Here is a 17422-nt window from a genome sequence, read left to right on the forward strand (position 1 = left end):
ATCCTAACATCCATCCAGCACCACCAAACAGTGCCAATAGTACTTTTTCTTGTTGTTCTGCCCGAAAAATGAGCGCCAGCCATTAAATTGCAACCTATTCTATGCGTTTACTTTTCTTATCCTTTTTGCTGCTGACCGGAATCTGCACCCGGGGCCAGACTGGTTTTCAACAACCATTTGACGCCTGCGCCGTAACAGGCAGCACCACGATATTTGATCTTAACAACCAGCGCTGGCTGATCACGGATCGTGCTGATGCCATCAGCGGCACACAACCGGCCTCTACATTTAAGATCATTAACCTGCTGATTGCCCTGGAAACCGGTGTGATCCGGGATGAGCAGGAGATCATAAAATGGCCGGGACATACAGATACCACGCTTTATGGATACCGGCCCGATATTTACAGAGACATGAGCGTAAAAGAAGCTTTTGAAGTTTCTGCCGGTTGGGTGTTTATAGAGCTGGCTAAACGTATCGGCCGGAAAAAATATCAATACTACCTGAACCGGTGTCACTACGGGAACGGGAACCTGACAGAAAAGGGAACCGATTTCTGGAACTTCGGGGCCTTTGCCATCAGCCCCCGGAACCAGGTAACCTTTCTTGTAAACGTGTACAAAGAACAGGTGCCCTTTTCCAAACGAAACCTCGCCATCCTGAAAAACGTAATGATCACCGAAACCAATGATCATTATACCATCCGCTCAAAAACGGGATGGACCCGGATTGCAGGAAAAAATATCGGCTGGTGGACCGGGTATGTTACAACCGGTGGCAATGTATACTTTTTTGCCACACGTATTTTGAACAACCAGGCGGAGCACAACCCCAACTTTGGCAATTGCCGCAAAACGATAACCCGCCACTTTTTGCACCAGCTGGGTGCCTTGCCGGAATAACCGGGATCCATTCAGGTAGAGCCGGCTTACAAAAAAGTCCTATACTTGTATTCGAAAAACAGTAATTCAATGACACCCACCTCCTTTGTCTGCACTACCTGCGGAACCGCTTATATCCCGGCCATGCAGCCGCCTGCCGCTTGCCCGGTTTGTACAGATGAGCGCCAATATATAAATCCGCAGGGGCAAAGCTGGACAACGCTTAAACAGGTCAACCGGACGCATAAAAACATCATCGACAACATTGGTGAAGGTCTGTATGCGCTTTACACCACGCCCTCGTTTGCCATCGGGCAGCGGGCACACCTGCTGAAAACCCCGCATGGGAATATTCTTTGGGATTGCCTTGCCAACCTCGATGCTACTACGATTGAGCTCATCAACCAATTGGGCGGTATACAAAAAATAGCCATCTCCCATCCGCATTATTATACCACCATGGCCGACTGGAGTCATGCCTTCGGTGCGCCGGTATATATTCATCAGCGGGACGCAGACTGGATCCCCCGCAGGGATTTTGATCTGCAACTTTGGGATGGATTAAAAAATGAGCTGCTCCCCGGCGCCACACTGATCAATAGTGCCGGGCATTTTGACGGTGGCACCGTTTTGCATTATGACCGGGTTTTATTATCAGGAGATGTTATACAGGTAGCGCCTAATCTTAAAACTGTAAGCTTTATGTACAGCTATCCCAATTACATTCCGCTCAATAAAAAGAGCATCCTGCATATACAGGCTTCGCTGGAAGGCCTTGCATTTGATGCCATATATGGCGCTTTCGGACACTATATCACCCAACAGGCCAGGAAGGCCTTTGATGATTCAATAGCACGCTACCTGAAGATCTTTGAATAAACACGTATTTTTATAAAAAAGCTATGGAAACAACCGCACAAAATTTTGCAAAAGCAGCAATGCTGATCCGCAAACCCGTTGCAACGGTTTTTGAAGCCTTTATTGATCCGGAGATCACTACGAAGATCTGGTTCACCAAAAGCTCCGGGAAACTGGAAACCGGAAAAACAATTGAATGGGCATGGGAAATGTACAATCATACGGTTCCTGTGAATGTGACCGATATTGAAACCAACAGGAAGATCGAAATTCAATGGGGCAACTATGAAGCAAAAACAACAGTAAGCTGGACCTTTACCGCCGTTAGCGAAAACAGCACCTTTGTAAGCATTGTAAACAGCGGTTTTAAAGGAGATACCGATCAGCTTATGGCACAGGTGCGGGATTCAACAGAAGGGTTTGCCCTTGTACTCGCCAACCTGAAAGCCCTGCTGGAACATGGCATACAGCTAAACCTGGTGGGCGACCGTTTTCCAAAAGAAATGGTATAAACCCGGCACAACAATAGATCCTTTCGAGTACGCCTGCCGAGCAAAAGATTGCATAGGAACTATTACGCCTTTCATTATTGAACTACGAAAAGCTTATACGAAACGTTGCCTTAGATCCTGAAGCCTTATCATACAAGCGCAGCATTTTGAATGGCCTCACTACCGGCACTCGGATAGCTTTTATTTTTTTATCGTATATTTCCCTTTTACACAAAACAATAAATATGCAGGAAGAGCCCACCATTAACTGGTCGGATTTCACAAAGATTGAAATGCGTGTGGGAACCATTACCCATGCGGAGGTTTTTAAAGAAGCACATAAACCGGCCTATAAACTCACGATTGACTTTGGCGCCTACGGGCTGTACAAATCTTCGGCACAAATTACCAAGCTGTATGATGCAGCATCATTGCCGGGCAAACAAGTGATCGCCGTGCTGAATTTTCCACCCAAGCAGATCGCAAATTTTTACAGCGAATGCCTGGTACTGGGTACGGTTGGGGACGCCAATACCATCACGCTGCTTTCGCCGGAGCAGCCGGTACCCAACGGACTAAGAGTGGGATGATCAACCCGTTTATAAACAAATGTAAATGATCGAAGTCATCACCGGGGACATTACAAAGGTAGCAGCGGACGCCATCGTAAACGCCGCTAACACATCGCTACTGGGTGGTGGTGGTGTGGATGGAGCCATTCACCGTGCGGGAGGGCCGGAGATTCTTGCCGAATGCAGAAAGATCATTGCCCGCCAGGGCAGCTGTAAAACCGGCGATGCCGTTGTTACTACTGCCGGCCGGCTTCCGGCGAAATATGTGATCCATACCGTTGGTCCTGTATGGAACGGTGGTCAAAAACAGGAGGCTGCCAAACTGCATGCCTGCTATATCCATTCGCTGGAGCAGGCCGTATCGTACCAGTGTCGGAGCATTGCCTTTCCCGGTATCAGCACCGGCATTTACGGTTACCCAAAGAAAGAGGCTGCTGCCATCGCTGTAGCTGCTGTAATGCTGTTCCTGCAGCAGCCTTCAACGATTGAAAAATTGAGCTTTGTTTGTTTTGACGCGGAGTATGAGCAATATATCCGGCAGGAATGCAGCCGGTAACACCTTTTGTATAAACCGTTACTGTAAGGGCTCATAATCCAGGGGAAGCATGTTGCCCACACTGTTGCTCCATCCCCAATAGCCGGAGGAGGTGAGATCGCCCGGCGGTGCCCAATTGCCCCGTTGGTCAATGCCCACCGGTCCTTTCAACTGCAACAGGGAACGCTGGTGCAAGGCGGGGCGATTAGGTGCTCCAAGGTATTGGAGGTACTCCCGGTCTTCCGTAGCGCCAAGATAAGTAACCGCCAGGAACTGGTTCCAGTACACCATCTTGTAACCACCAATGGTACCGGTAAGTACGCTATCGGTGCGCAATAATGCCGGTGCGTAATAATTGGTATAATCGCTCCGGCCCATCACCTGTTTGTAATATGCCGCCGAATCCTGCGATTGTGCTTCCATCAATCCGGTTTTAGCCAGCTGAAGCGCCCGCTGCGCTGCAATTTTCCGTACCCGTTCTTTTTCTATATCCGGTACACGGATCATGCGCCTTACTTCAAAATCTTCCTCCGCAAGCCGGTTCTGATACAGCGCTCTTATAAAATGCATGGCGGAGCCATAATAGGCCTTTTTCCGGTTCCGGGCAGCACCTCTTTTTGATGTAGCGTTCCGCTCCAAAAACAAAGCAAAGCCGGAATAGTAGGATTGAGATGTACTAAAGCTGATCTTAAAATCCTGCAGATCGTACCGGATGATATAATCCAGCTGGGGGTTCACAATAACCAGGGGTACATCCGCAACGGCTTCCAGGACCTGTTCTTTTTTATAGTACCGGAACCGGATGGCCTCCTTGTTCTGGAGGATACATTTACGGGCCATCGGTGTTCTGCCGATAAAGGTTTCCAGGAAGATGTTGCCCCATTTTTCCCAGGATTCGGTAACATAACCGCCAATGGTTATATTGTCCAGTTCCTTCACTTTGGGTTTCAGCTCAAAACGAAGGTTCAGCGGCGCTTCCCCGGGTTTTACCGTATATACAATTGACTCAAAGCTCACCCCGGAAACAATCAGATCCCCTGCCGGCACATTCGTTAACCGGAAACTTCCGTCAGATGCGGTACTGGTCCCCACGACGCTATTATTGATAAAAACACTGATGCCCGCAATGGGCTGGCCGGTACCTTCGGCCACTACCCGCCCGGCAACCGTCCGTTGTGTTGATGCCGGCAATACACAACAGCAAAAGAATGCAATTAGTCCGTATCGCATATACTAAATATAGTTACAATCATAAACAGGAAGATATCCCTTCCTGTTAAAATTTTCTATTTTTCGCGGATGCATCTGGCCTGCAGTTTCCTGTATAATATGTTAACTTGCTGTATGAATAAACGGATCCTCTTTTTTCTTGGTGCCGGGCTGTTGGCATCGCTGGTGATTTGCGGGCAGGAGAAGGCCGCTGCTATCAGCAAACAGGCTGAAGCGCTGCAGGCAAAACTTTCGGAGTGGCGCCGGCACATCCATCAAAATCCTGAGCTCAGTAACCGGGAGTTTAAAACCCAGCAGTACGTACTGGCTCATTTAAAAAAGCTGGGAATCGAAACACAGCTACTTGCCAAAACCGGTGTGGTAGGCATCTTAAAGGGCGGGAAACCGGGGCCTGTAATTGCGTTGCGGGCCGATATGGATGCGCTGCCGGTTTTAGAGCGCAACCAACTTCCGTTCAGGTCGACGGCCAAAGGCGAATACCTGGGAAAGGAAGTACCGGTAATGCATGCCTGCGGACATGACGCGCATGTGGCCATGCTGATGGGTGCGGCCGAAGTACTTGCAGGTATGAAAGCGGATATGCCCGGAACGGTTAAGTTTATCTTTCAACCCGCGGAAGAAGGTGCGCCGGGTGACGAGGAAGGTGGCGCGGAATTGATGGTAAAAGAGGGAGTGCTTGAACATCCGAAGGTGGCGGCCGTTTTTGGAATGCATATAGAAAGCTGGATCGAGGAAGGAAAAGTGTTTTATAAACCGGGGCCCTTTATGGCAGCCAGTGATTGGTTTACCATTAAGATAAAAGGAAGCCAGTCGCACGGTGCACAACCCTGGAAAGGCGTGGATCCTATTGCCATCAGCGCGCAGGTCATTAATGCGCTGCAACAGATTGTGAGCCGCCAGGAAGATCTTACCCGGGCGCCTGTGGTGCTTACCGTTGGCAAGATCAATGCCGGTGTACGCAATAACATTATCCCGGAGGAACTGGAAATGGCCGGCACCATCCGCACGTTTGATACGGCCATGCAGCGCGATGTGCACCGGCGGATCCGCCAGATTACCGAAGGCATTGCAGCTGCCAACGGAGCTTCCGCCGACATCATAATCAAAAACAACACACCTGTTACCTACAATAACCCGGAGCTGACGCAAAAAATCGTTCCGGTTCTGGAGAAAGCAGTGGGCAGCCAAAATGTGCAGGAAACCAGCTGGGTAACCGGCGCTGAAGATTTTGCCTTTTATGGCAAAAACACGCCCGCAGTATTTCTTTACTATGGCGGTATGCCTAAGGGTAATGAAGCTGCCAAGGCTCCGCCGCACCACACGCCCGATTTTATGATATCGGACCGCATGCTCTATAACGGGGTAAAAATATTCTGTAACCTGGTGTTTGATTATGCCACACTTCCGTAAAAGAAAAAACCGCTTCCCAACAGGGTACGCGGTTTTCATTATCTTACGCCGGTAGGCGGCGATTACGAGCGGGCACTTTTTAAAAACAGGGCTGCTTATTTTTTATCGAGTAAAGCCGCCAGCTTCTGATCCAGATCTTCACCACGGAGGTCTTTAGCCAGGATCTTTCCATCGGGGCCTACCAGCAGATTCCGCGGGATAGCCGTGATCCGGTATTTCTGGGCCACTTCATTCTCCCAACCTTTCAGGTCACTCACCTGCGTCCAGGTAAGCTCATCTTTTTTTATGGCCGCCAGCCAGCGGTCTGCTTCTTCGTCGAGCGAAACACCCAGCACCGTAAAGTTTTTGTCTTTGTATTTTTTAAAGGTCTTTACCAGGTTTACATTCTCCCTCCGGCAGGGTCCGCACCAGCTTGCCCAAAAATCAACCAGCACATATTTACCGCGGAACTGGGCCAGCGATACCTCCCTGCCGCTGGTATCTTTCTGCGAAAAATCAGTTGCAATACTTCCTACGGCATTAAACCGGGCATCTACGAGCGCCTTCTTCAATTGCCCGCCAATGGCCGAACTCATAGCCTCTCCGGTAAGTACTTTCGCTCTTTTCTCCAGCACTGAAACATCTTCCGTAAAACCGATGGTAGACAGGATCACCATGGCACTTACGGGTGAAGACGGATGTTTGCTTATAAACTTATCTACACTATTCTGAATATCATCTATCTGCGCCTTCATTGCGTTATTCAATCCCGGATTCGCCGTATTCGACTGCAATTGCATTCCCAGCTGATCGATCTTTTCAAACTTTGGAATAAACTGGTCCTGAAATTCGGTAAATGCGTCCTGCGTTTTTGACCCGGTAAATTTCCAGTCGTCTATTTTTGTTTTTACAGATCCCGATACCTTTACATTTTCATTTCCCAGGAATACCGCCGTTTTCATTGTATCCGCTACCATCAATCCCAGGAGGGTGGCTGCTTCCAGTTTGGTGCTCAGCACAAAATTTCCGGCTTTCGATCTGGTTTCACCCAGGGGTGATGATCCGTTTTCCAGGTCAATCAGGACAACCGGTGTATTGTCCGGCAACCCTTCCACCGACCCCGTCAGCGTTAATTTTTGAGCCATAGTGCATAAAGGCAATACCAATGCAAGAAGAAGACTGATTTTATTCATTTAGATCGAATTTTTATAATACGATGCGCTTAAGCACACGCTCCCAGTAAAACAAGATTACGCTTTTTTTGTTGCGCTGTTGATAACGAAGATGGCATCAACGTCCGGTTCTTTTTTTGAACCTACCCTGCCATACCGATAATATATTGATTACCTGACGTCCGTGGGAGCGGATTTGTACCGGAAGCGCTTATGATTTAGCAAAATATTAATACCTGCAGCCAACCCCGGAAGATCCTGATGAACGGATCAGCCCAGCACATTTTTAATAAAATGGCGGGTTGTAGCTGCCAGATCCGTTTGGCCGTCCAGTGCTTTTATGTAAGCAGAACCGATGATGGCCCCGTTTGCATACTTGCAGGCCCGAGAAAACGTATCCTGGTCTTTGATACCAAAACCCACGAGGACAGGGTTGTTCAACCCGTAATGCTGTAACCGTTCCAGGTATTGTTCCACTGCAGCAAAATCTTTTTCATTGCCGGTGGTTGACGAAGAAGACACGGCATACAGAAAGCCACTGCTCAATGCATCCAGCTTCCGCACCCTTGTTTCGGAGGTTTCCGGCGTTACCAGAAAAATAAAGCTAAGCCCGTACCGGTCTACGATTGCTTTATAGGTTGTTTCAAATTCAAAGGGTGGCAGGTCCGGAAGAATCAGTCCGTCTACACCTGCAGCAGCGGCATCTGCACAAAACTTTTCAAAGCCGTACTGCAACACCGGGTTCATATAACCCATCAGCACCACCGGTATATGAATTTGGTTGCGCATCGGCTTCAATTGCTCAAACAATAACGAGAGGGTCATTCCGCCCTGCAGCGCAATAGTGCTGCTGTTCTGGATCACCTCCCCGTCGGCCAGCGGATCGCTGTAAGGCATTCCCAATTCGATAATATCGGCTCCGCTATCCTGCAGCGCCTGCATTACCGGAAGGGTACTGTTTACCTGCGGAAAGCCAGCAGTACAATATACATTCAATACATTCTTTCCCTTTTTTGCAAATACATCTTTTAACCGGCTCATCAATGTTCTTTTATTAATCTTCTCTTTTTTTAAATTAAAACAGCAGTTATTTCATTTTTAAAACGGCATACCTGGGATGTTCCGGATGCCCCAATATATTCAGACACATGCGCCGCACTTCTTCACCAATCAGATGCCTCCGGGAATTTTTTCGAAATCAACAGCATTGATCAGCGCTATATCTGCATATACCCGTCTCATGGCTTAATCTTTATTATAAAATTACACCTTCGTTCCCATGGCCTTCATATAGGTTTCCATATCCTTATCACCCCGGCCGCTCAGGCAAACCACTATATGGTCATCCTTTGCAAAAGAAACCTTGTTGAGTGCCGCCAGCGCATGCGCGCTTTCCAATGCCGGAATAATGCCTTCCAGTTTTGCCAGTTCAAATGCCGCATCCAGAGCCTCCTGGTCGGTTGCGTTCAAAAAGGTTCCCCTTCCTGTTACAAACAGGTTTGCGTGCATGGGCCCGATGCCGGGATAATCCAGTCCCGCGGAAATACTGTATGGCTCTTCTACCTGGCCATCCGCCGTTTGCATCAGGAAGCTTTTACTTCCATGCAGGATCCCGGGTTTTCCCAATTGGGTGGCAGCCGCGCTCATGTGGGTATCAATACCGCAACCTGCAGCTTCCACGGCATAAATGCCTACAGATGGTTCATCCAGGAAATGGTAAAATGTTCCGGCAGCATTGCTGCCACCGCCCACACAGGCAATGACTGCATGTGGCAGTTCCGTTCCGATTTTCTCCGCCAGTTGCGCTCGTATTTCCTTACTAATCACACTTTGAAAACGGGCCACCATATCCGGGTATGGATGCGGACCTACCACGCTGCCAATAATATAAAACGTGTCATTGGGATTGTTAATCCAGTCGCGGATGGCTTCATTGGTGGCATCCTTTAATGTTTTGCTGCCGCTTTTGGCAGGAATTACCGTAGCACCCAGCATTTTCATCCGGGCCACATTGGGCGCCTGGCGTTCAATATCTTTTTCGCCCATGTACACGATACATTCCAGTCCTTTCAATGCACATACGGTAGCCGTGGCTACCCCGTGCTGGCCGGCACCGGTTTCCGCGATGATGCGTTTCTTGCCCAAACGTTCTGCCACCAGTATCTGGCCGATGGTATTGTTTACTTTATGTGCGCCCGTATGACAGAGATCTTCCCGCTTCAGATACACGTTGGTTCCGTACTTTTCACTGAGTCTTGCTGCATAATACAGGGGCGTTGCGCGCCCTGCATAATCGGTAAGCAACAACTGATATTCTTTCTGAAAAGCCGGGTCTGCAATGATCTCCAGGTAATTTTCCCGCAGTTCTTCTACATTCCGGTACAACATTTCGGGGATATATGCCCCTCCGAATTCCCCGTAATACCCCTGCTCATCCGGTTGTTTATATGATACCTGCATATGTATTGATTCGAAATATTTTTTGTTGAGGCGTAAAGATACATGAAATGTATTTTATTACCGGTTTGTACGTTTGGAATGGGCTGTACTAAAGCTGCGGTTGGCTTTACTGCGAAGGCGCAGAGGCCCTAAGGTTTCGCGGAAGACCAAAATAAGCACTGCAATTTCAGCGCGCTGCGGCCGGTGTTGCTGTAACCCGATGAAATTGAGTTCAGTAGTACTATGTGCAAAGAAAAATTTTGTTTCACCCCTTTTGCAGGTGTATATTTATAAAGCCCTATTACAACGGGGTTCCATGAGCGTTATTTTAGACGATAACATCACACAGCCTGAAAGGGATGCCCATCAACCGGCTTTTTTGAGCAATATCCGTTTTACAGCAGACGCCATTGTTCATCTGGCGGAGAGAACAAACCGCCTTAATATTTCAGAATGGATATGGCATATTGAAATTATCGACGGCAGGGAATGGTACATTGTAACGGATAAAAAAGCCTGAAACAGCAGCCTTTCGCAAACAGAGCTGTAAGGTCTGAAGGTATTGTATGCCTACCCGTTTTTTATTGCATCAGATCATATTTGGAGCGTGGCCGTTCCGCCTCGCGCCAACGGAAATCCTTCAAACGCATCTCATCCGGCGACTTGTCCTTTATGGGGTAAAGGGTTCCGGTGGCCTGACTTCGAAGTACCACCTTTTTGAGTTCCTTGTCCCAGAAATAAGCATCGAGTATATCGGATGTGGTTTGATTTACGCCGATATAAGAGCTGTCCGCATCCTGTACATAATAAATACATTCTGCAGATCCTTTTGCCCGTACAGAATCCATATTACCGTTTGTAAAATAGCCATCGAGCCGGGTAGCTTTTACCTGGTTATAGGCCTGATCTTCTATATGATTGATCATAAAGCCTCTTTTGTAGGCTTCAAACCGGTTGATCTGTTTATTTTTGGTATGCAGCATAATGGTGTCGCCGGTTATCTGGCTGGCCTTTCCCCAAACTACCGGATCCTGGTACAGCCGGAAGATAGAATCTTTAAAAGAATAAAATAAACTGTCGCAAACCGCCTGCAGCGAGTCACTGTAGATTTTCACATGATGAAATGCTTCAAAATACCGGTTGGTACTGTCGTTGGCCGCCTGATTTTTCGAAGCCGGTGCTGCCTTGCCCGGTGTTTTAGGAATTGCAGCAGGATTGTTTATGGTTTTTTCCAGCGCTTCCGGTACATCTGTAATGGCCTTGCCCGGTATACTGTCCCGCACAGCCGCTTTATGCTCCGGATCTACCGATGAGGGCAGCGGAATTGCCTTGATATTTTTCGCAACAAGGGGCGGTGCTTTCGCCCCTTTCCCCGGCTTTGCCTCTTGCTTTACAGGTTTCTCCGCTACATTTTTATTGGCGGCTATAGCAACCGGCTTCACTGTTGCCGAATCCTTAGCCACTATTTCCGTATTGTTACCGGGAGCTACAGCAACGGCGTTGGTACCGAGCGAATCCGGCGGTGCCTGGTTCAGTGTATCCGGCTTTACCCGGATACTGTCGCCGCCCAGTGCCGGAGAAACCACGTACAGATCGGTGAGCTTGGCACTGAAAAGGGTATCTGCAGTGATAAAGATGGAGTCCTCTCCTTGCTTGATGATCATTAGCGGCTTCAATGTAGCCAGCACGGCTTCCGTAACCCGGTTCTGGTAAATCAGGTTCCCGATAATGGTTGTTTTGCGTATCGTGTCAATCACAACCGCATTGCCCTCCGCCTTTGCAAACCCCTTATCCAGCGATACCTTGTCTGCTTCCACCGTAACCCCTTTTCCATCATTGATCAGCGGACGCTGGCCAAACTGGGCATCCCCGTTCTTCAGGTTGTAATACCCATCCCGGGTATCCATGGTAGCATTGGTACTGTCTTTTATATGCGTTAACGCAATAAAACGTGCGATCCGGTTTTCCGTATTGTACAACAACGAATCGGTGGTGATTTTATACCCGGGGTCGTTTACAAAAACATTCTTTTTAAAATAAACATCCTTGATATCGGTGTAGTAAAACGCCTCCTTACTGGTAATAACGGTTTTATCATTCACCACCTTTCCACCATTTTTATACGTAGCGATATTAGTGGTCATATTATATTCCATATCTGGTGTGGTCAATGTAGCATGTCCATCGGTCAGCTTTACATTTTTATCCAGATAGGCGATCTGTTTATCGGTAAGATATCTTAAATGCCCCGAATAGATATTGGTGGTATCGGAATCGTTGATGTGCACATTTCCCCAGGCCTCAAAGGTGCGGGTACGGTCGTTCCGTACACAGCGGTCACATTTAAAAGTAGTGGCACCCTGCTTCATCACCACGTTGCCAACGAGAATGGTGAGCGTGGTACTATCATCTGCTTTTTTTATCGAAAGGCTGTCAGCATGTATAATATCGATGGGTGCAGATCCCCCCGGTGGAGCCGGCGCTGGTTGCTGTGCACTGATCACTCCCGCCCATACCAGCAACAGGAACAGGAAACTGTATCTTCTAAAAAGGGATGTATGCATGTTATTTGGGAACGGTATCCTTTATAGCAGGCGCAGTAAGCTCACCTGCCTTATTTTTTTTGCCAAAAACGGAGATATTCACATAACGTTTCGGATGTACGCGAATATCATCCAACAGGATCTCTGCACTCAGCGCCACCTCGTTGAGCCGGTTATACAATTGCCGGTCGCTCATCAAAGCTCCAATACTGCCTTCAGGACTGGAGATCCGCGTTACCGCATCGCGCAGGGCGGATACTGTCGTTGTTAAGGTATCCATTGTTTGCTGCAGTTGCAGCCGGGAAAGGTTTCCGGTTAGGGTGGTCACATTTCCGAGAATCTGGTCTACCTGGCCATTATTCCGCTTTAAAGATTCGGTAAATACGCTCATATTATCTAAAGATGCCGCCAGGGGTTTTTGTACACTGGTCAGCAACAGATTCAGCGAAGCGACGGTATTCCTTAAATGCGCGATGGCCTCCTGCAAATTACGCTGGGTAGGTGCATCCAGCGTATTATTAAAGTTCGATAATAATAACGTCAGTGAATCGGCAACGGTCCTTACTTTTCCCATCAGCGGTTTGGCTTCCGAAGAAAGATTGCCCAGCAACCCCTCTTCTACCTTGGTCTTGATCTGATCTTCATCTCCCAGGTATTGGGAAGCCGTTCCTTTTTCAATTACCACTTCGGATGCACCCAGCAGGCTTCCCGAAATATAGGCTACAGAGTTGGCGGGTATGTTTACATCCTCTGTGATGCTCAGCGTTACCTTAATAGAATCTACATTAGCGTTCGATGGTTCAATTTTATAAACCGCCCCGATTGCTAACCCATTGATTTTTACAAAATTGGATTTTTCGAGTCCTCCAACGGACTTAAAAATGGCGTAAATCTTGGGGTTATGATTAAAAATATCCTTCCCTTTCAAAAACCTGAACCCGAATATTAAGGCGGTAATAGCCAACACAGCCAAGGCGCCTACTTTAAGTTCATTTGATATTTTCATGAAACATGGTTTAAATTCTCTCTGATGTCAATTAACTCAAATTATTCTGCAAATAACGTCCGAAAAAATTAAAAACCAGCGTATTTATACTAAAAACTCATTATCGGAATCGTTAATTCTTTGTATAATCACCGATCTGTAACCCCTTATTCTGCCCTGTTTGCAACCGCCAGAGATCCCGGCGCAGCAGTGCTGTATTTTTCAATATATGTTTTAACAGCGGCGAGTATGCTGTTCACAATTTCTTCCTGTCCTTCGGAGCTCATGAGGTATGCTTCATCTTCTTTGTTGCTGATAAAGCCCATTTCAACCAGGATGCTGGGCATTCCGGTAGCCTGCAGCACCCAGATGCCTTTGTGATTCCGCTGCTGTACACCGCGGCTAAGCCGTCCGCCGGCAATAAAATTCTTTTCAACCAGTGCAGCCAGCGAATAGCTTTTCCGGAAATAGTTCTGTGCATAGATCAGCATCCGCACCCGCTCGGCGGGATCATTCACATCCGGAAGCGGGGGCGCATCCGCACCGTCGCCCGTTTCCTCATTATAATAATCCTTATCCTCATCATCAATATTCTTCATCGAATTCACCTTCTGCTCGTTCTTCCCCACGGCCCAGATATAAGTTTCGGTGCCTCTTGCCTTATTTTCTACCCATACATCCTCGTATTTATTGACATAATAGGTTTTTTTAACTTTCTTTTTCTTTTTCCCCTTCCCTACGGTCACCGTTTTTGTATGTGCTTCCCGGCCGATCACTTTTTTTATATACCAGCCTCCGGGTCTTCGGCCCGCCGCATTGCAATGCAGCGAAATAAACAGGTCACCGTTGTTCCGGTTGGCAAAATCTGCCCGGTAACGGTTGGCGGCTACAGAATTGGTTAACCCGCCCGGCAGTGCGGATGTGGTCCTTGTTTCTAGGATATTGATGCCTTTTAGCTGGTTTCGCAGGGCGGTGGCCAGTTTTCGCGCTACCTGCAGGGTGATGGAGGCCTCATTGGTTTGCAAGCCTTCCGCGCCCACATCGCTTCCCCCATGTCCTGCATCCACGATGATTGTTTTTACGGCTCCCGATTTTGCCCCCGATGCTCCCTGTTGGGCCGAAATACCGGAAAAACAACCTACTGCAACTATGAATAGAATAAACTGAATAATACTTTTCTTCATATTTTTTTCAGGCTTGGATGTAATATCTGATTTTAGTTTCAAGCTTCACAAAATCTTTACTATGTTATTTATACATTTGCGCGTACTTTGGCTCAAACCTAATGCGCAAATTTAAAAGAATTTATTTTGTTGTTCCTTTTCTAACAGCTATGATATCGATGGCTGGTAAAAAAGATGTGGCCGCTTTTGTTCTTCCGGAGCTTTCGGATGCAAGAGGCGGTATTTTTCAAAAAGACACCATTCCACAAAAATCCATAAAAGACACCGTTCCTTTAAAAGAGGGCCTAAAGATAACCGATTCTGCCAAACTGGCAACAGATACGGGGAAGCGTGCAAAAACGGATACGTTCCGGCTGAAGATCTCCAAAGACACGCTGTCCGGACCAGTAACATATTCCGGCCAGGATTCCATTGTAGGATTTCTTGATTCGAAAAAGATCAACCTTTACGGGAAGGCGAAGGCCGAATACCAGGATATGACCCTGACGGCCCCGGAAATCGCCATTGATCAAACCAATCATATTGTAACCGCCAAGGCCGGCAGGGACAGTACGGGTGAAATATCGGATTATGCGGAAATGAAACAGGGGGAGGAGAACTACAAAAGTGAGGGCATGGAGTACAATATAAAAACACAGCAGGGTATCACCAAAGGTACTATTACCCAGCAGGGCGAAATGTATGTGCACTCCGAAATTGCCAAAAAAATAGATGCCCGCACCATGTACGGACAGGGTACTTTTTTTACCACCTGTAACCTGGATCACCCGCACTTTGGCTTCCGGGCCCGCCGCGCCAAAATCGTTAACAAAAAATTAGCGATTACCGGGGCTGTGCGGCCGGAGTTTGACTCCGTTCCGGTACCCATTTACCTCCCCTTTGGTATCTATCCCCTGTCACAGGGGCGCCATTCGGGCTTTATGTCGCCCTCTTTTGAACGCAACGACCAGATGGGACTGGGACTTTCCCGCCTAGGCTATTACCAGGTAATTGATGACCACTGGGATGTACAGGTTTATGGAAACGTTTATTCTTACGGAAGCTGGATGGTGAACCTGCTGCCCTCCTACCGGAAGATTTACAAATACCAGGGTTCTTTTAACTTTGGCTTACAGCGCACACGGCGCAATTTCAGAGGCGACCCGGATTTTTCCAAGGTAAGTACCTATACGCTTAACTGGGCACATTCATCCGATTCGCGTTCACGTCCGGGTGTTAACTTTTCGGCCAACGTAAACATGAGCTCTACCCGGTACAATGAAAATATTCCAAACAGTAACCTGCTGAACCTGGCCAACAATACCGCCGGTTCATCCATTACCTATGCTAAAACCTGGCAGGATAAGCCGTTTAATTTTACAGCGAGCTTTAACCACAACCAGAACAACGCACAGCGCCTGGTAACCTTCAACTTCCCGAACATGGCGTTTACGGTGAATACCATCTACCCGTTCCAGAAGAAGAATGCCGCCGGTTCAAAAAAATGGTACGAGCAGCTGGGTATCGGCTTCCAGACAGGATTCCAGAACTCCATGTCGTACTATGAATACTCCGACCGGCAAAAGGATTCGCTTAAGGAGTTGAGTCAATATCGGAATGCCTTTGCACGGATGTGGGATACGGCGCAATGGAATGCCAACCAAAGCATCCCGATCTCCCTTTCCCTGCCGCCCATCCTGGGTGGGGCATTGATGATTTCTCCGTCTATCTCCTATTCGCAAAACGTTGTAAGCCGGGTTGCCACTTACAATGTAGAACAGCGGACCATAGTGAATCCAGCGGGGCAAACCATAACCTATGATACCGTCATCGCCAATATGCGGAAAGGGATCGGACTGAACAAGCAAATGAGCATGGGTATCAGCTTTAATACGGCCCTTTACGGTACCTACCAGTTTAAAAACAGGCAGGTGCAGGCGATCCGGCACGTTATACGCCCGACCCTGTCCTTAAACTATACGCCCGACCTTAATAAAGATAACTTCCAGGAAGTCCGGATACGCGGCAAGGGAGACGCCTCCGAAGTATACTCTACCGTGTTTTATGACCGGCTGGCCGGTTTGGGGGCACAATCGGTACCCCGGTATGTGCCGCGGCGGTTTGGAGGTATCAATTTTGGCATAGACAATAACCTGGAAATGAAGGTAAAGGCCCGGAAAAAAAAGAAAGAAGATTCCGACAGTACCAGTACGGATTCAGACAGCAAGGTTGACGAGAACGGGTTTAAAAAAATACGCCTGATCGAAGGATTTGGTTTTACTTCGGGGTACAATATGTTTGCTGATACTAACTCTTACAAGCTGGCACCCTTTAATCTTTATTTCCGTACCAACCTGTTTGAAAAGATCAACCTGAGTGCCAATGGTACGCTGATGCCTTATAAGCTGGATGCTAACGGATACCCTATCTGGTCGAAGTATGCCTGGGAAGACGGAAGGTTCAATGTAGGTACGCTCACCAATGCCAGCGTTACCATGAGTACCAGCTTCCAGAGCAAACCCAAGGATCCCCAAAAAGCGAAACAGCGGGAGGAAGCCCTCAACAAACAGCTAAACGACCCGATGTTACAGTCGCAGCAACAACGCCTGCTGGAATACATGCGTCAAAATCCTGCGGAATTTGTAGATTTTAACACCCAGTGGTCCATTAATATTTCGTATTCGCTTACCTACTCCCGGCCTACCACTACCTCCGGAGGTTATGCCGGTAACGGAATTAACTCCAGTACCAATTTCAACGGAAGTTTTAATCTTACACCCAAGTGGAACTTTAACGTAAATGGTGCGTATGATTTTAAAACCAAACAGATCCAAACCGTCGGATTTACCATTTCGCGGGATCTGCATTGCTGGCAGTTTTCAGCCAGTGTTTCCCCGGTGGGTATTTACAAATATTACAACTTTACCATCAGCCCCAAATCGGGTATGCTGCAGGACCTGAAGATCAACCGGAACCGGTCTTTCTTTAACGGCGGGCCGCGGTATTAGGAGTTGCACGTTTAAGGTTTAAGGTTCCAGGTTAGCTTTCGGTTTATACTTGATGATCTATTCCCAATCGACCGTTAACTATTCACTACTCCAAACCGAACGCTAAGGATTAAAGCTTGTTTCAAGTTTAAGGTTAGATCCGTTTTATACTTGATG

Annotated in this window: 15 protein-coding genes; 8 read left to right on the plus strand and 7 right to left on the minus strand. The window is 47.8% G+C overall.

What is annotated here, in order from left to right; translation table 11 throughout:
• The first annotated feature begins 101 nt into the window (after window positions 1–101).
• The 5 genes from LQ567_RS24850 to LQ567_RS24870 all read left to right on the plus strand — a co-directional run bounded on the left by LQ567_RS24850 (window position 102) and on the right by LQ567_RS24870 (window position 3358).
• Window positions 102–902: a penicillin-binding transpeptidase domain-containing protein gene (locus LQ567_RS24850; RefSeq protein WP_231008627.1), complete on the plus strand. Its 801-nt coding sequence runs from the start codon at window positions 102–104 to the stop codon at window positions 900–902.
• A gap of 69 nt (window positions 903–971) precedes the next feature.
• The gene (locus LQ567_RS24855; protein ID WP_231008628.1) at window positions 972–1760 is read left to right on the plus strand and encodes an MBL fold metallo-hydrolase; all 789 of its coding nucleotides are present in this window, start codon (window positions 972–974) and stop codon (window positions 1758–1760) included.
• A 23-nt stretch (window positions 1761–1783) separates the two neighbouring features.
• Window positions 1784–2251, plus strand: a complete 468-nt coding sequence (locus tag LQ567_RS24860) for an SRPBCC family protein (RefSeq protein WP_231008629.1) — start codon at window positions 1784–1786, stop codon at window positions 2249–2251.
• Window positions 2252–2475: 224 nt separating this feature from the next.
• Window positions 2476–2820: a tRNA-binding protein gene (locus LQ567_RS24865; RefSeq protein ID WP_231008630.1), complete on the plus strand. Its 345-nt coding sequence runs from the start codon at window positions 2476–2478 to the stop codon at window positions 2818–2820.
• Window positions 2821–2845: 25 nt separating this feature from the next.
• On the plus strand, window positions 2846–3358 hold the full coding sequence (locus tag LQ567_RS24870) for an O-acetyl-ADP-ribose deacetylase (RefSeq protein ID WP_231008631.1): 513 nt from the start codon (window positions 2846–2848) through the stop codon (window positions 3356–3358).
• An 18-nt stretch (window positions 3359–3376) separates the two neighbouring features.
• Here LQ567_RS24870 and LQ567_RS24875 read toward each other — a convergent pair whose 3' ends face one another.
• The gene (locus LQ567_RS24875) at window positions 3377–4567 is read right to left on the minus strand and encodes a carboxypeptidase-like regulatory domain-containing protein (RefSeq protein WP_231008632.1); all 1191 of its coding nucleotides are present in this window, start codon (window positions 4565–4567) and stop codon (window positions 3377–3379) included.
• Window positions 4568–4681: 114 nt separating this feature from the next.
• On the opposite strand from LQ567_RS24875, the gene LQ567_RS24880 reads away from it, so the two are divergent.
• Complete coding sequence (locus tag LQ567_RS24880) at window positions 4682–5977, plus strand: amidohydrolase (RefSeq protein WP_231008633.1); 1296 nt, start codon at window positions 4682–4684, stop codon at window positions 5975–5977.
• 95 nt (window positions 5978–6072) lie between these two features.
• Here the strand turns inward: LQ567_RS24880 and LQ567_RS24885 are convergent, their stop codons facing one another.
• The 3 genes from LQ567_RS24885 to trpB all read right to left on the minus strand — a co-directional run bounded on the left by LQ567_RS24885 (window position 6073) and on the right by trpB (window position 9588).
• A complete protein-coding gene (locus LQ567_RS24885) occupies window positions 6073–7149 on the minus strand; it encodes an AhpC/TSA family protein (RefSeq protein ID WP_231008634.1) in 1077 nt (358 codons plus the stop codon).
• Between the two features lie 249 nt (window positions 7150–7398).
• Window positions 7399–8169: a tryptophan synthase subunit alpha gene (trpA, locus tag LQ567_RS24890; RefSeq protein WP_231008635.1), complete on the minus strand. Its 771-nt coding sequence runs from the start codon at window positions 8167–8169 to the stop codon at window positions 7399–7401.
• Between the two features lie 222 nt (window positions 8170–8391).
• Window positions 8392–9588 carry a tryptophan synthase subunit beta gene (gene trpB, locus LQ567_RS24895; RefSeq protein WP_231008636.1) on the minus strand — a complete coding sequence of 399 codons (1197 nt, stop codon included), beginning with the start codon at window positions 9586–9588 and terminating at the stop codon, window positions 8392–8394.
• Between the two features lie 295 nt (window positions 9589–9883).
• Between trpB and LQ567_RS24900 the strand changes: the two genes are divergently transcribed.
• Window positions 9884–10087 (plus strand): hypothetical protein, encoded by a 204-nt coding sequence (locus LQ567_RS24900; RefSeq protein WP_231008637.1) that lies wholly within the window; start codon window positions 9884–9886, stop codon window positions 10085–10087.
• A gap of 61 nt (window positions 10088–10148) precedes the next feature.
• On the opposite strand, the gene LQ567_RS24905 is transcribed toward LQ567_RS24900, so the two are convergent.
• The 3 genes from LQ567_RS24905 to LQ567_RS24915 all read right to left on the minus strand — a co-directional run bounded on the left by LQ567_RS24905 (window position 10149) and on the right by LQ567_RS24915 (window position 14279).
• A complete protein-coding gene (locus LQ567_RS24905) occupies window positions 10149–12131 on the minus strand; it encodes an OstA-like protein (RefSeq protein ID WP_231008638.1) in 1983 nt (660 codons plus the stop codon).
• A 1-nt stretch (window position 12132) separates the two neighbouring features.
• Window positions 12133–13116 (minus strand): MlaD family protein, encoded by a 984-nt coding sequence (locus LQ567_RS24910; RefSeq protein ID WP_231008639.1) that lies wholly within the window; start codon window positions 13114–13116, stop codon window positions 12133–12135.
• A gap of 146 nt (window positions 13117–13262) precedes the next feature.
• Window positions 13263–14279 carry an N-acetylmuramoyl-L-alanine amidase family protein gene (locus LQ567_RS24915; RefSeq protein ID WP_231008640.1) on the minus strand — a complete coding sequence of 339 codons (1017 nt, stop codon included), beginning with the start codon at window positions 14277–14279 and terminating at the stop codon, window positions 13263–13265.
• Between the two features lie 158 nt (window positions 14280–14437).
• Here LQ567_RS24915 and LQ567_RS24920 point away from each other — a divergent pair, with 158 nt between their 5' ends.
• The gene (locus tag LQ567_RS24920; RefSeq protein WP_231008641.1) at window positions 14438–17266 is read left to right on the plus strand and encodes a putative LPS assembly protein LptD; all 2829 of its coding nucleotides are present in this window, start codon (window positions 14438–14440) and stop codon (window positions 17264–17266) included.
• Window positions 17267–17422 lie beyond the last annotated feature (156 nt).

Origin of the sequence: Niabella pedocola (assembly GCF_021044425.1) — a bacterium.
In the GTDB taxonomy this organism is placed as follows: Bacteria; Bacteroidota; Bacteroidia; order Chitinophagales; family Chitinophagaceae; genus Niabella; species Niabella pedocola.